Source organism: Providencia sp. PROV150, assembly GCF_028481025.1.
GTDB lineage: Bacteria > Pseudomonadota > Gammaproteobacteria > Enterobacterales > Enterobacteriaceae > Providencia > Providencia hangzhouensis.
Genome location: NZ_JAMPPJ010000013.1, coordinates 44,951 through 59,574, shown reverse-complemented (window position 1 = coordinate 59,574; position 14,624 = coordinate 44,951). Strand labels below are relative to the sequence as shown.

Below are 14,624 nucleotides of genomic sequence, written 5' to 3'. Positions count from 1 at the left end.
CTTTTTTTTACCTAAATATTGCAATAACGGGGCTAAAAGTACCTTGTCGTTTCACAACTAGCAGGTCACTTCTTGATAAGCTTTTTCAAGCTCTTCAGCTAATATCTTGATCCCTTGTTCAATTTTTTCTGGCTCAGGGACATAGTTCATACGCATACATTGATGCGCATGTGGCCAATCCTGTTCAATACCAGGGAAGAAGTAATGGCCGGGAACCATCAATACACCACGTTTTTTTAAGCGTTGGTATAATTCTAAGCAATTAATTGGTAGGTCTTTAAACCATAACCAGAGGAAAATGGCACCTTCTGGCTTATGAATTAGACACTTATCTTCTGGAATATAACGACGAATAATTTCGATGGCTTCTTCTACACGTTGCTTATAAAAAGGGCCAATTACATTTTTAGATAATGAAATAAGGTCATCTTTTTTAAGCATTTCTAAAGCAAGTGCAGGGCCTATACCACCAGGAGCAAGGCTGATGATGCCATTCATATTACTAACAGCTTCAATGATTTCTTCGTTAGCGATGATAATGCCGCATCGAGTTCCTGGTAAACCAAGTTTAGATAAACTCATACAAAGAATGACATTTTCGTTCCAAAATGGCGTAGCTTCGCTGAAAATAATGCCAGGGAAAGGAACACCATAAGCATTATCTATTAGTAGTGGAATATTATGTTGTTTAGCTAGTTGGTCTAAATGCTCAACTTCTTCATCAGTAATGACATTACCAGTCGGATTTGTTGGGCGAGACACACAAATCACACCAATATCATCAGTAACCTCTAATGTGTTGAAGTCGACTCGGTATTTAAATTGACCATTAGGTAAAAATTCAATTTGTGGCTTATTAGCAGCGAATAAGCCATCATCAAGACCTGAGTCTGCATAACCGACATATTCAGGGGCAAGAGGAAATAGCACTTTACGGGTGATACCATCTTCAAAGCGACCGGCTAGCAAGTTAAATAGATAGAAAAAAGCACTCTGGCTGCCGTTAGATAGGGCAATATTTTTCGCGCTAATATTCCAACCTAGTTTTGCTTTTAGCGTTGCTGCAAGCGCTTTCAACATGGCATCTTTACCTTGAGGGCCATCATAATTACATAAAGTGTCCGTCAATTGGCCATTAGCACATATCTCAGCTAACAGATCTTGGAAATACTTATCCATTTCAGGGATATGAGCAGGATTTCCTCCCCCTAACATAATGGAGCCAGGGGTTCTTATGCCTTCATTCAAGTCTTTCATTAATAATGAAATACCTGAATTTTTAGCAAATTTATTGCCAAATTTAGAAAATATCATCGCATTTATTCACATATATTTATTAGATTGTTAATGGAATTTAAAACATACTCCGCTGCACCTCAGAGTTCAACCACCAATTTCTATCTTTTATTAAGATAAAATATCAATATGGATATATTTAGTAGTGTAAAGTGTTGCAATGTTAATGCTTTGGTGGTTTATTTTTCTTTTTACTCGATGAGTTACGCCGATAAAAACTAATTTATTTAAATTGGCAACAATTCACTAAATGGTCATTTATCATGCCAGTTGCTTGCATAAAGGCGTAGCAAGTAATTGAGCCGACAAATTTAAACCCACGTTTTTTGAGCGCTTTGGAGAGAAGCTTAGAAAGTTCTGTTTCCGCAGGAACTTGCGATGAGAGTTCCCAACCGTTGATAATGGGTTGGCCATTAACAAATTGCCAAATAAAAGTGGAGAAGTCCTCACCATTTTCTTTCATGGCTAAATAAGCTTTTGCATTTGCAATAATTGCATTAATTTTTAATCGATTACGGATGATCCGAGTATCTTGCATGAGTCGCTCAATATCGTCTTCATTCATTGATGCAATTTTTTCAGGGTCGAAATGATGAAATAGATCACGATATCCTTGGCGTTTTTTTAAAATGGTGTACCAAGAGAGCCCGGCTTGTTGGCCTTCAAGGCAGATCATTTCAAATAATGTTAAGTTATCATAAGTGGGTTTACCCCATTCATGGTCGTGATAAGCGATATATTCAGGATCTTGATTGACCCAATGGCAACGTGTTAGTGCGGTATCCATTTTTCATCCTTTTTACAATGGTAATTGGTTTGCTTCAAAAAACAAACTATTTATACTGTATAAATAACCAGCTTAAAAGGGGTGAAAGTATTTTTTTTTATTTTTAGAATAAATACAGACATATTCAATGCTGTATATCTTGCGGTCAAAGGGTATACTGGCGTACTTTCATTAAATTTTACGTATCGCGTGCGGATCTAACATGCAAAAGTTTGATACCAAAACCTTTCAAGGTCTTATCCTGACATTACAGGACTACTGGGCGCGTCAAGGCTGTACCATTGTTCAACCATTGGACATGGAAGTCGGCGCTGGAACTTCTCACCCAATGACGTGTTTGCGTGCATTAGGCCCTGAGCCTATTGCAGCGGCTTATGTTCAACCATCTCGTCGACCAACTGATGGCCGCTATGGTGAAAACCCAAACCGTCTACAACACTATTACCAGTTTCAGGTGATCATCAAGCCATCACCAGACAATATCCAAGAGTTATACCTTGGTTCTTTAAAAGAATTAGGTGTTGACCCAACAGTTCACGACATTCGTTTTGTTGAAGATAACTGGGAAAACCCAACATTAGGTGCCTGGGGATTAGGCTGGGAAGTGTGGCTTAATGGTATGGAAGTTACTCAGTTCACTTACTTCCAGCAGGTCGGTGGTCTTGAGTGTAAACCAGTAACAGGTGAAATTACATACGGTTTAGAGCGCTTAGCGATGTATATCCAAGGCGTGGACAGCGTGTATGACCTTGTTTGGTGTGATGGCCCATTGGGTAAAACTACCTATGGTGATATCTATCATCAAAACGAAGTTGAGCAATCAACCTATAACTTTGAATACGCAAATGTTGATTTTCTTTTCAAATGCTTTGAAGAGTACGAAAAAGAAGCTCAACACTTGCTGGCTTTGGAAACGCCACTTCCACTACCTGCATACGAACGTATCTTGAAAGCGGCTCATACTTTCAACTTACTCGATGCACGTAAAGCCATTTCTGTTACTGAACGCCAGCGCTATATCTTACGTATTCGTACCCTAACCAAAGGGGTTGCAGAAGCGTATTATGCTTCTCGTGAAGCGCTTGGATTCCCTATGTGTCATAAGAACTAAGAGGCTGTCATGACTCAACAGACTTTCCTTGTGGAAATCGGCACCGAAGAGTTACCGCCGAAGGCTCTTCGTTCATTAGCTGAATCATTTGCTGCAAATTTTACGGCTGAACTTGATGGGGCAGATATTGCTCATGGTGCAGTAACGTGGTTTGCTGCTCCTCGCCGGTTAGCACTTAAAGTCGCTGATTTAGCGGCTTCACAGCCAGACCGTGAAATTGAAAAACGTGGCCCTGCTATCTCTCAAGCATTCGGTCCAGATGGCCAACCAACTAAAGCCGCTGAAGGCTGGGCTCGCGGGTGTGGTATTACCGTTGATCAAGCTGAGCGTTTGACCACGGATAAAGGCGAGTGGCTACTCTATCGTGCCCAAATGAAAGGGCAGGCAGTCAGTGAATTACTGGCTGATATGGTTAGCCGTGCATTGGCCAAATTACCTATACCTAAATTAATGCGTTGGGCAGATAAGGACACACAATTTGTTCGCCCTGTGCACACGGTAACATTGTTACTGGGTAGTGATGTTATTGATGGCGAAATTTTAGGTATTAAGAGCGGGCGCACAATTCGTGGTCACCGTTTCATGGGTGAATCTGAATTTACTATTGATAATGCGGAACAATATCCAGCCATTTTACGTGAACGCGGTAAAGTCATGGCAGATTACGCAGAACGTAAAGCGGTTATTAAAGCAGATGCGGAAAAAGCGGCTCAGGCTCTTGGTGGTCAAGCTGACTTAACAGATAGTTTGCTTGAAGAAGTGACTTCATTGGTTGAATGGCCGGTCGTTTTAACAGCTAAATTTGAAGAGAAATTCTTAGATGTTCCTTCAGAAGCGCTAGTTTATACCATGAAAGGGGACCAAAAATATTTCCCAGTTTATGATAAGACGGGCAAGTTAATGCCTAATTTTATCTTTGTGGCAAATATTGAGTCTTCTGATCCTCAGCAAATTATTTCAGGTAACGAAAAAGTTGTACGTCCGCGTTTAGCAGATGCCGAATTTTTCTTTAAAACTGACCGTAAACAACGTTTGGAAGATAACTTACCACGCTTAGAAACTGTATTGTTCCAAAAACAATTAGGTACACTGCGTGATAAAACTGACCGTTTAGAAGCATTAGCTGGCTGGATTGCAAACAAAATTGGTGCAGATGTAAACCATGCAACACGAGCTGGTTTATTAGCAAAATGTGACTTAATGACTAATATGGTGTTTGAATTCACAGACACTCAAGGCGTTATGGGAATGCATTATGCACGCCATGATGGTGAGTCAGAAGACGTTGCATTAGCTTTAAAAGAGCAGTACCAACCGCGTTTTTCTGGAGATGCACTTCCATCGACTGATGTTTCAGCCGCATTAGCATTGGCTGAAAAAATGGATACGCTTGCTGGTATTTTTGGTATTGGCCAACATCCTAAAGGCGATAAAGACCCATTCGCTCTGCGCCGTGCTGCATTAGGTGTCTTACGCATCATCGTAGAAAAAGGCTACCAGCTTGATCTTGTTGAAATGACAGAAGAAGCAGCTCGTTTATACGGTGATAAATTAACCAATAAAAATGTGGTTAATGACGTTGTCGAGTTCATGCTTGGTCGTTTCCGTTCTTGGTATCAAGAATTAGGCTATAGTATTGATACCATCCAAGCGGTATTAGCTCGTCATCCAACACAACCTGCTGACTTTGATGCACGAGTGAAAGCCGTTACTCACTTCCGTTCATTAGAAGAGGCGCAGGCACTTGCAGCGGCAAATAAACGTGTTTCCAATATTCTGAGCAAATCAGAAGAAAAATTGGCTGATAACGTTTTAGCTTCTGTTCTAAAAACACCTGAAGAAGTCAAACTTGCGACCCATGTTGTGGTATTGCAAGATAAACTTGCGCCAATGTTTGCAGAAAGGAATTATCAAGAGGCTTTAGTTGAATTAGCTTCTTTACGCGATATCGTAGATGAATTCTTTGCAAATGTTATGGTAATGGATGAAGACCAAGCGGTTCGTATTAATCGTTTGACGCTATTAAGCCAATTACGTGAGTTGTTCTTAAAAGTAGCGGATATTTCTTTGCTTCAATAGCCTTAAAAATAGGTTATTAGCTTGTAGTTAACGTTATTTTTATAAACGCTAACCTGTTTGATAAATAAGCACTAAAATATTCTAGTGCTTATTTTTTACTTAAAATAAGGTAATTTGCATATAAGCCTTACCGTTTTGGTGGTTTTATCAGCAAACGAACAGAATTGGCGAAAAATGGGTTGACGATCTCCGTTCTTGGCAGTATTATTCACACCGTTTTCGGCGAGTAGCGCAGCTTGGTAGCGCAACTGGTTTGGGACCAGTGGGTCGGAGGTTCGAATCCTCTCTCGCCGACCAAATTTTAGAACCCACCTCATTGAGGTGGGTTTTTTCGTTTATATCCCTTCTTATTTTTCACCCCAACTATTTCAGACTAACTTGGCTTGCACTCAATAACCTATCTCTGTTGATATATAAGCTGATTCACTCATGTTGTTTTAGGTAAAAACGCTTTTTCATTACAAGGACTCGTTAATGAAAGTTAATAACGTTTTATCGATACATCTTTGTTTCTTCTTATTAAGTCTTTATACCGTTATTGGCTTTAAAGCTTATAGCGCGCCTATAGCCCCTCCAAATGGTATTGTTGAGATGCCATCTACTTGTATTATGATAAACCAAGTACATTTTATTGGGCTTGAGCAGATTAAGGAAATAGCTGTTAGCCAAGTCAATAAATGGCGGCAAAAGATAGAGGGCCAATGTATTGATGAACAAGGCTTACTCAACTATGCAGATGATATTACGGCGAAGTTAATTCATGCAGGCTATCTGACCTCTTACTTGTATTACCCTGAGCAAACTTTTCTGTTTGGTATTTTGCAAGCAAAAATAATAGCAGGAACGGTTTCTTCTGTGGTTTATCAAAATGAGCAGTCAGAAGACAAATCATTACCACACATATTTCCTTTCCAGTTAGGTGATACGCTTAATTTACGGCAAATTGAACAAGGCTTGTACAATTTGCAAAATACATCTTTACTTCCTTTCCATATCAAACTAATTCCTGATGATACTTATGGGAATGCCACGCAAATTGTCGTGGTAGGCCAGCACCGACGCGAATTCCAAGGTGCACTTTCTTTTGAATCACACTCAATTTCTCGGCAAGTCGGTAGCACTGTTGGCCATACTTTTATGGTCGCCAATCCTTTTTTACGAAGTGATTTTTTATATTCAGAAATCAGCCGTCAGTTTAGTAACACAGAAGAAACTGAAATTAAATCAGCAATATTATTTTACTCTCTCCCCTATCAATATTGGTTGTTTTCAATATTTAGTGGGTATCAGGAAAATAAAACAGTTATTACCAGCAATGATGTCGCTTTACCACTACAGCAGCATAACGGCTTCTTATTACTACAAGCCGAATATTTATTAAAACGAACAGAAAAAACGGTAACTTCATTAAGTCTAGGGTCTGAAAGCCAAAAAAGTGACACGTTTTTGGCTGACCTACACTTACGAACACAACAACGCTTGGCTCATTACATCATTGGTGGGTTAACTCATCAGGTCAATTTTTTACGGGGAAGTGCTTTAGTTACATTAACGTATAAACAAGGAACTAACTGGTTTGGTACCAATGTACAGCAAATTACGGGTTTAAATAAGCCACAGGTTTTACAGATTTCGGCTTCAGCAATGAAGGAAGCCTCCCCTTTTCAATATCAAAGCCAATTTGATATGCAATTAAGTCGTGACAAGCTAGATGTTTTATTAGACCAAGGATCACTTACTGGTTTTGGAGGTGTTAGTGGTTTTATCGGTGGAGCTGAGCACCTTGAAATGGGGGATAATAGCTTAAAGCTACAAAACGAGGTGCTCTGGCAGAGCCCATGGCCGCATATGGCTTTATATACCTCGTTAGGTTTAGGTACAACATCAAATGATAGAGCCACATTTTGGAAAGAAAACCTATTGCTGGGAGGGAGAGTCGGAGCTAAAGGTCAAATTGGGAGTTTGTCATATCATTTATTTGTAGAAGCGCCAGTTTGGCAAACTGATCGACTATTGGTAAATTCAATGAGTTCGAGCCTTCAAATGAAATTTCATTATTAGTTAAATCATAGGGTTAAAGCAGGTGATTGCATCTATTTAAAATGACCTAGGTAATATTAGGCAATTGTAGTTTTTATCATCGGTATTAAAGCATATTCTGTACTTTGGAAAATAAGAATACAAACTACAGCCAGTATTATTTTATTCTTTAAGTTATCAATTGGTAAAAATTATGTTTAGTGAAAGCAGTTGAATGTTTTTTATTTGCATAAAAAACAAACTAAATAATTACATACTAAAATAATTTCCACATCGATTCTCTCTAGTGTTTTATTTCGTATCATGCCAACAAAAGCACTATATTCGTTCAGTAATTCAGCACTTAATCACAAATATAAAAATAAATAACCTCGATATAAAACCCTATTCACTACTAATTATATGGTTATAACACCTGCATCTTGCACTTCATTATGAAATTTTAAGCTAAATTGCAATGCTAATTGTTTCTAATATGTTACATGAATTGTGGGCGGAGCGTAAATGTGGCTATTGACGAAGTGAGTGACAGTTGATTAATTGCACAATGAATAACAAAAAATACAGATACTACATCTGTCGCTTTTATGACGGATCTAGACATCAAGCAAAACAACATGAACACCATAGGAGCATACAGATGCGCTCTATTAAAAAGACAGGTCTACTGACTGTAGGACTTACATTGGCAGCATTAGCAGTATCAGCAACAGTACAGGCAAAAACGTTAGTTTACTGTTCTGAAGGTTCTCCAGAAGGCTTTAACCCACAGTTGTTCACATCAGGAACAACCTATGATGCAAGCTCTATCCCGCTGTATAACCGTTTAGTTGAATTCAAATTAGGAACAACGGAAATTGAACCGGGTTTAGCGGAAAGCTGGGAAGTGAGTGATGATGGTAAAGAGTACACTTTCCATCTACGTAAGGGTGTCAAATGGCACTCTAACAAAGAATTTAAACCGACCCGTGATCTTAACGCAGATGATGTGATTTATACATTTATGCGCCAAAAAGATGCAAATCACCCATATCACAAAGTTTCAGGCGGTAGCTATGAATACTTTATGGGAATGGATATGGATAAAATTATCGATAAAGTTGAAAAAGTCGATGATAATACGGTGAAAATTACGTTAACTCGCCCAGAATCACCATTCTTAGCCGATATGGCAATGGACTTCGCATCGATTCTTTCTGCGGAATATGCAGACCAGATGTTGAAAGCGGGTACGCCAGAGAAAGTGGACTTAAACCCAATTGGAACGGGCCCATTTGTTCTGCAACAATACCAAAAAGACTCTCGTATTCTTTATAAAGCCAATGACCAATATTGGGGCACAAAACCTAAACTTGACCGTTTAGTCTTCTCTATCACGCCAGATGCTTCCGTTCGTTATGCAAAACTGCAAAAAAATGAATGCCAAGTCATGCCATATCCAAATCCGGCTGATTTAGAGCGCATGAAGCAAGATAAAGACATTACATTAATGGAGCAACCAGGCCTAAACGTCGGCTATCTCTCTTATAATGTTGAGAAAAAACCATTAGATAATCAAAAGGTTCGCCAAGCACTGTCTATGGCGGTGAACAAAGATGCAATTATCGAAGCGGTTTATCAAGGTGCAGGCCAAAAAGCGAAAAACCTTATCCCACCGACAATGTGGGGCTATAACGATGCGGTAAACGATTACGAATATAATCCTGAAAAAGCCAAAGCCTTATTAGCAGAAGCGGGTTTCCCGAATGGTTTTGAAATTGACCTGTGGGCAATGCCTGTTCAACGACCATATAACCCAAATGCACGCCGTATGGCGGAAATGATCCAAGCAGACTGGGCAAAAGTTGGCGTTAAATCAAAAGTTGTTAGCTACGAATGGGGAGAGTACCTCAAACGTGCGAAAGATGGTGAGCCACAAACAGTAATGATGGGTTGGACGGGTGACAATGGGGACCCTGATAACTTCTTTGCAACCTTGTTTAGCTGTGCAGCAAAAGAGCAAGGTTCTAATTACTCAAAATGGTGTAATGAAAGCTTTGAGAACTTGATCCAACCAGCGCGCCAAACAGCAGATCATGACAAGCGAGTCGAACTGTACAAACAAGCGCAAGTTGTGATGAATGAGCAGGCGCCAGCCCTCATTATCGCGCACTCCACAGTGTTTGAACCCGTACGTAAAGAAGTCAAAGGCTATGTGGTTGACCCACTAGGCAAGCACCACTTCGAAAACGTCGATATTGAGAAGTAATCGTATCTAATCTGTCTATGCCCTTCGTTGCTGGTTTAGAGCGGAGGGCGTTTTCTTCTCTAGAAGAAGCAGAGAAGTTAAGTTGTTTGTGAGCACCCGGAAAAGCAATTTTCTGAGTAGCCAAACGGACTAAGAGCCGTCAACGGCATTATTAAAGAGATTCAGGATATGTTGCAATTTATCCTCCGACGATTGGGGCTTGTGATCCCCACGTTTATCGGTATTACATTATTGACTTTTGCCTTTGTCCACATGATCCCAGGCGACCCGGTGATGATCATGGCCGGTGAAAGGGGACTATCCCCTGAAAGGCATGCTTATTTAATGGCAGAGTTAGGGCTTGATCAGCCACTTTGGAAACAATATCTTCATTATATCAATGGGATATTTCATGGTGATTTAGGGATTTCCTTAAAAAGTCGCATCGGTGTATGGGAAGAGTTTTTGCCCCGTTTTTTAGCGACAGTGGAATTGGCAACTTGTGCCATGATTTTTGCAATTTCTGTTGGGATCCCAGTTGGGGTTTTAGCCGCAGTAAAACGTGGTTCAATCTTTGACCATACTGCGATTGGCCTTTCTTTAACAGGCTACTCAATGCCTATCTTCTGGTGGGGGATCATGCTCATCATGTTAGTGTCGGTGCAATTAGACCTCACCCCTGTAGCAGGACGAGTGAGTGACACTGTTTTTCTTGATGATTCCCAGCCTCTGACCGGTTTTATGCTAATTGATACCCTAATTTGGGGCGAAGATGGCGATTTTATTGATGCGGTAGAGCACTTGATATTGCCTTCCATTGTTTTGGGTACGATCCCATTAGCCGTTATTGTGCGTATGACTCGCTCGTCAATGTTGGAAGTATTGGGAGAGGATTATATTCGTACTGCACGTGCTAAAGGTCTTGGCCGCGCTCGCGTAATTTTAATTCACGCACTACGTAATGCATTATTACCCGTTGTTACGGTAATTGGCTTGCAGGTTGGGGTGATGTTAGCAGGGGCTATCTTGACAGAAACTATTTTCTCATGGCCTGGGTTAGGGCGCTGGTTAATCGAAGGGCTACAGCGTCGTGATTACCCTGTGGTACAAGGGGGAGTTCTGCTGGTTGCTACACTGATTATCTTCGTAAACTTAGTGGTCGACGTGCTGTATGGCATTGTAAACCCACGTATTCGTCATAAGAAATAAGGAGCGCTAAATGTCTCAATCTACTGAGCCAACCGTTGTCAGCGCCCCACAGCCGATGACACCATTACAAGAATTTTGGCATTATTTTAAACGTAATAAAGGAGCAGTTGTCGGGATGTTCTACATTATCCTGATGGTACTGATTGCAATTTTTGCAGGTATATTAGCTCCACATGCTCCAGATGAACAATTTCGTGATTTCTTACTTGCTCCGCCAGTTTGGGAAGATGGGGGAAGTTGGCAGTTTATTTTAGGCACTGATGATGTTGGGCGTGATTTACTCTCTCGTTTAATGTATGGCGCCCGCCTGTCACTGCTAGTTGGTTGTTTAGTGGTTGTGCTGTCGTTAATCATGGGGGTCACTATTGGTGTGATCGCTGGCTATTTTGGTGGTGTCGTTGACGCATTAATTATGCGAGTTGTCGATATCATGTTGGCATTGCCAAGTTTGTTATTAGCTTTGGTACTGGTCGCCATTTTTGGACCTTCGATTGTTAATGCTTCGATTGCTTTGACGTTTGTTGCATTACCTCACTATATTCGATTAACACGAGCGGCTGTTTTAGTCGAAGTCAACCGTGACTATGTGACGGCTTCTCGTGTTGCGGGTGCAGGGGCAGTACGCCAGATGTTCGTGAACATCTTACCTAACTGTTTGGCACCATTGATTGTACAAGCCTCTTTAGGTTTTTCGAATGCCATTTTAGATATGGCTGCTTTGGGTTTCCTCGGAATGGGCGCGCAGCCACCAACTCCTGAGTGGGGAACGATGCTGTCTGATGTGCTGCAATTTGCACAAAGCGCATGGTGGGTTGTGACTTTCCCTGGACTGGCAATTTTATTGACGGTGCTTGCGTTTAACCTGATGGGTGATGGGTTACGTGATGCATTTGATCCAAAACTCAAGCAGTGATGAGGTAACCAAATGGCATTGTTAAATGTAGAACAACTTTCGGTTCATTTCGGAGACGAAAAGGCACCGTTTCGCGCCGTTGACCGCATCAGCTATAGCGTTGATAAAGGCCAAGTCGTTGGTATTGTAGGGGAATCTGGTTCAGGTAAATCAGTGAGTTCACTGGCTATTATGGGGTTAATTGATTACCCGGGAAAAGTGATGGCGAATTCATTGCAATTTGATGGACGAGATTTACTGTCAATCCCTGAAAAAGAGCGCCGGCAAATCGTTGGTGCCGATGTGGCGATGATTTTCCAAGACCCGATGACCAGTTTAAACCCATGTTTTACGGTGGGTTATCAGATTATGGAAGCATTGAAAGTCCACCAAGGCGGCAGCAAAAGTACGCGTAAGCAACGGGCAATTGACCTGTTAGACATGGTGGGTATCCCTGACCCACAATCACGTTTAGATGTGTATCCTCACCAATTGTCAGGAGGAATGAGCCAGCGTGTGATGATTGCTATGGCGATAGCATGCCGGCCTAAATTATTGATTGCGGATGAGCCGACAACGGCATTAGATGTCACTATTCAAGCCCAAATTATTGAATTATTGTTGGAATTGCAGCAGCAAGAAAATATGGCATTAGTGCTTATCACGCATGACCTCGCTTTAGTGGCAGAAGCTGCGCATCATATTATTGTGATGTATGCGGGGCAGGTGGTGGAGTCCGCCAAAGCAAGTGATATTTTTAAACATCCTCGCCATCCTTATACACAAGCGCTATTACGTGCCTTGCCCGAATTTGCGACGAATAAATCCCGTTTAGCCTCACTTCCTGGTGTGGTACCCGGAAAATACGATAGGCCTGTAGGGTGTTTATTGAACCCACGTTGTCCGTATGCAACGGAGAAATGCCGTCAAGAAGAGCCAATGTTACAAACCGTTGGTGATCGCCAAGTCAAATGCCATATGCCGCTGGATGATATGGGGAGGCCAACATTATGAGTGATAAACAACACACTCCATTGCTCAAAGCGGTGGATTTGAAAAAATATTATTCCGTCAAAAGAGGGGTTTTTGCTGCTGAAAAAACCTTAAAAGCATTGGATGGAGTCTCTTTTGAGCTAGAACGAGGTAAAACACTGGCCGTGGTTGGGGAGTCGGGGTGTGGTAAATCGACATTAGGTCGTTTATTAACCATGATTGAGCAACCTTCTGAGGGCGAGTTGTATTACCAAGACCAAAACTTGTTAGTAAAAGATAAGTCTGCAGAGAAACTGCGTCGCCAAAAAATCCAAATTGTGTTTCAAAACCCTTATGGCTCTTTGAATCCACGTAAAAAGGTGGGGCAAATTTTGGAAGAGCCGTTATTGATTAATACTTCACTGTCGAAAGAGCAGCGCAAGGAAAAAGTATTATCGATGATGGCTAAAGTGGGTTTAAAAACAGAGCACTATAGCCGATATCCTCACATGTTTTCTGGTGGTCAACGCCAGCGTATCGCGATAGCACGTGGTTTAATGCTTGACCCTGACATTGTGGTTGCAGATGAACCCGTTTCCGCACTGGATGTTTCTGTTCGTGCTCAAGTATTAAATCTGATGATGGATTTACAGCAAGATTTAGGTTTGTCTTATGTCTTTATTTCACATGATTTATCGGTGGTAGAGCATATTGCTGATGAAGTCATGGTGATGTATTTAGGCCGCTGTGTGGAGAAAGGAACAAAAGAGCAGATTTTTAATAACCCTCTTCACCCTTATACTCAAGCGTTATTATCAGCGACACCAAGGTTGAACCCAGACGCTCGGCGCGAACGTATTAAGTTAACGGGAGAGTTACCAAGTCCTTTAAACCCACCACCGGGGTGCGCATTTGCAGCGCGTTGCCGTAGAGCATTTGGTCAGTGTACTCAATTTCAACCAACATTGAAGGAATATAACCAACAGTTAGTTGCGTGTTTTGCAGTTGATGAAGATGAAAAACAAACGGTTGTCGTGAGTTAAGGAGTGAAACGGTGGAAAGGCTAACTTTCTGCCGTCTTTTATTCTAGTGCCACTTTAAGCCGCTTTAACATGCTGTTTGTCCTAAATACCCAATCTTTCTTTTTAAGCTACTCTTTTACGGATAAAATCAAGTATACTGACTGATGTTTCCGTTTTCTTTAAAAAGCTGCTTGATTAGAAAGGTTGTGGCCAAATGAATACCCGAGTCCAACGCTCACTAACATTAAAAAGTATGGTCGTATTCTTTATGATTACGCTACTATCACTTGCGCTTTTTTTAGCTATTCAATTCAGTTACTTAGTTGAACAACGTAAGCAAGATTATTTAGACCAGCTCAGTAACGCTGTAGTGCAAATTCAAAAACCATTAACAGATTCCCTCCTAAGCTCCGACCTTAATGAAGTTAAACGGCTGCTGATAAGCTTAAAGACATCAGGCATTATGGGAAACGCGATTATTACTGTTGATGGCACAACGGTAATGAACCTAAGCTTTGCAACGCCGAAGCCGATACCCAATTGGGTTACCCATTTTGTGGGGATCCCTGTCGAGATGACCGTACCATTGTATGCGTATGGAAATGTTGTGTTGCAAGCGAAGCCTCAAGGGTATTTAACATTACAAGTGGATCCTAATCGTGTTTATCGGTTTGCGCTAAATACCCTTGCTTTGATGACAACAACTTATTTATTGTTGGTACTCATTATTGCTATTGGAATGACGTGGTGTGTCAGTCGTATGATAATAAGGCCGCTACGTAAAATCGCAATTGAATTACAGACAAATTCTGAAGTTAATCAAATTGTTGTGTCTGAATATCATCGTGACGATGAGCTCGGTTTACTTGCAAAAGGGTATAACCGTCAAAGAAAACAGCAAAAATCAGATTAAGTCATGAACATGAACTCAGCTTTATGGTCTAATATCGTTATAGTGGTAACAATGAAAAATGGAATAAAGCCAAACT

11 protein-coding genes and 1 tRNA gene are annotated in these 14,624 nt (G+C 41.0%); 10 read left to right on the top strand and 2 right to left on the bottom strand.

What is annotated here, in order from left to right; translation table 11 throughout:
- Window positions 1–57: 57 nt before the first annotated feature.
- The gene (locus PSE83_RS10960) at window positions 58–1,314 is read right to left on the bottom strand and encodes a valine--pyruvate transaminase (protein ID WP_272660851.1); all 1,257 of its coding nucleotides are present in this window, start codon (window positions 1,312–1,314) and stop codon (window positions 58–60) included.
- A gap of 205 nt (window positions 1,315–1,519) precedes the next feature.
- The gene (locus PSE83_RS10955; RefSeq protein ID WP_004262650.1) at window positions 1,520–2,083 is read right to left on the bottom strand and encodes a DNA-3-methyladenine glycosylase I; all 564 of its coding nucleotides are present in this window, start codon (window positions 2,081–2,083) and stop codon (window positions 1,520–1,522) included.
- A 202-nt stretch (window positions 2,084–2,285) separates the two neighbouring features.
- Between PSE83_RS10955 and glyQ the strand changes: the two genes are divergently transcribed.
- The 10 genes from glyQ to PSE83_RS10905 all read left to right on the top strand — a co-directional run bounded on the left by glyQ (window position 2,286) and on the right by PSE83_RS10905 (window position 14,548).
- Complete coding sequence (gene glyQ / locus PSE83_RS10950) at window positions 2,286–3,194, top strand: glycine--tRNA ligase subunit alpha (protein WP_004262647.1); 909 nt, start codon at window positions 2,286–2,288, stop codon at window positions 3,192–3,194.
- A gap of 9 nt (window positions 3,195–3,203) precedes the next feature.
- Window positions 3,204–5,273, top strand: a complete 2,070-nt coding sequence (gene glyS, locus PSE83_RS10945; RefSeq protein ID WP_004262644.1) for a glycine--tRNA ligase subunit beta — start codon at window positions 3,204–3,206, stop codon at window positions 5,271–5,273.
- Window positions 5,274–5,493: 220 nt separating this feature from the next.
- A tRNA-Pro gene (locus tag PSE83_RS10940) sits at window positions 5,494–5,570 on the top strand.
- A gap of 177 nt (window positions 5,571–5,747) precedes the next feature.
- Window positions 5,748–7,334, top strand: a complete 1,587-nt coding sequence (locus PSE83_RS10935) for a ShlB/FhaC/HecB family hemolysin secretion/activation protein (protein WP_096863555.1) — start codon at window positions 5,748–5,750, stop codon at window positions 7,332–7,334.
- Window positions 7,335–7,953: 619 nt separating this feature from the next.
- A complete protein-coding gene (gene dppA, locus PSE83_RS10930; protein WP_004262639.1) occupies window positions 7,954–9,561 on the top strand; it encodes a dipeptide ABC transporter periplasmic-binding protein DppA in 1,608 nt (535 codons plus the stop codon).
- 168 nt (window positions 9,562–9,729) lie between these two features.
- Window positions 9,730–10,749 carry a dipeptide ABC transporter permease DppB gene (gene dppB, locus PSE83_RS10925; protein ID WP_004262635.1) on the top strand — a complete coding sequence of 340 codons (1,020 nt, stop codon included), beginning with the start codon at window positions 9,730–9,732 and terminating at the stop codon, window positions 10,747–10,749.
- Window positions 10,750–10,759: 10 nt separating this feature from the next.
- Window positions 10,760–11,662 (top strand): dipeptide ABC transporter permease DppC, encoded by a 903-nt coding sequence (dppC, locus tag PSE83_RS10920; protein WP_004262633.1) that lies wholly within the window; start codon window positions 10,760–10,762, stop codon window positions 11,660–11,662.
- 12 nt (window positions 11,663–11,674) lie between these two features.
- Window positions 11,675–12,655: a dipeptide ABC transporter ATP-binding protein gene (gene dppD, locus PSE83_RS10915; RefSeq protein ID WP_094960799.1), complete on the top strand. Its 981-nt coding sequence runs from the start codon at window positions 11,675–11,677 to the stop codon at window positions 12,653–12,655.
- Entirely contained in the window at window positions 12,652–13,656 is a 1,005-nt protein-coding gene (gene dppF / locus PSE83_RS10910) for a dipeptide ABC transporter ATP-binding subunit DppF (RefSeq protein WP_004262626.1), read from the top strand. Before dppD ends, dppF begins: the two co-directional genes overlap by 4 nt.
- A 193-nt stretch (window positions 13,657–13,849) precedes the next feature.
- Window positions 13,850–14,548, top strand: a complete 699-nt coding sequence (locus tag PSE83_RS10905) for a HAMP domain-containing protein (protein WP_036958595.1) — start codon at window positions 13,850–13,852, stop codon at window positions 14,546–14,548.
- Window positions 14,549–14,624: the final 76 nt, after the last annotated feature.

Coding starts and splice junctions, on each gene's coding strand:
- dppD (WP_094960799.1), top strand. CDS start 11,675: ATGGCATTGTTAAATGTAGAACAACTTTCGGTTCATTTCGGAGACGAA.
- PSE83_RS10905 (WP_036958595.1), top strand. CDS start 13,850: ATGAATACCCGAGTCCAACGCTCACTAACATTAAAAAGTATGGTCGTA.
- dppA (WP_004262639.1), top strand. CDS start 7,954: ATGCGCTCTATTAAAAAGACAGGTCTACTGACTGTAGGACTTACATTG.
- PSE83_RS10935 (WP_096863555.1), top strand. CDS start 5,748: ATGAAAGTTAATAACGTTTTATCGATACATCTTTGTTTCTTCTTATTA.
- dppC (WP_004262633.1), top strand. CDS start 10,760: ATGTCTCAATCTACTGAGCCAACCGTTGTCAGCGCCCCACAGCCGATG.
- dppF (WP_004262626.1), top strand. CDS start 12,652: ATGAGTGATAAACAACACACTCCATTGCTCAAAGCGGTGGATTTGAAA.
- PSE83_RS10955 (WP_004262650.1), bottom strand. CDS start 2,083: ATGGATACCGCACTAACACGTTGCCATTGGGTCAATCAAGATCCTGAA.
- dppB (WP_004262635.1), top strand. CDS start 9,730: ATGTTGCAATTTATCCTCCGACGATTGGGGCTTGTGATCCCCACGTTT.
- PSE83_RS10960 (WP_272660851.1), bottom strand. CDS start 1,314: ATGATATTTTCTAAATTTGGCAATAAATTTGCTAAAAATTCAGGTATT.
- glyS (WP_004262644.1), top strand. CDS start 3,204: ATGACTCAACAGACTTTCCTTGTGGAAATCGGCACCGAAGAGTTACCG.
- glyQ (WP_004262647.1), top strand. CDS start 2,286: ATGCAAAAGTTTGATACCAAAACCTTTCAAGGTCTTATCCTGACATTA.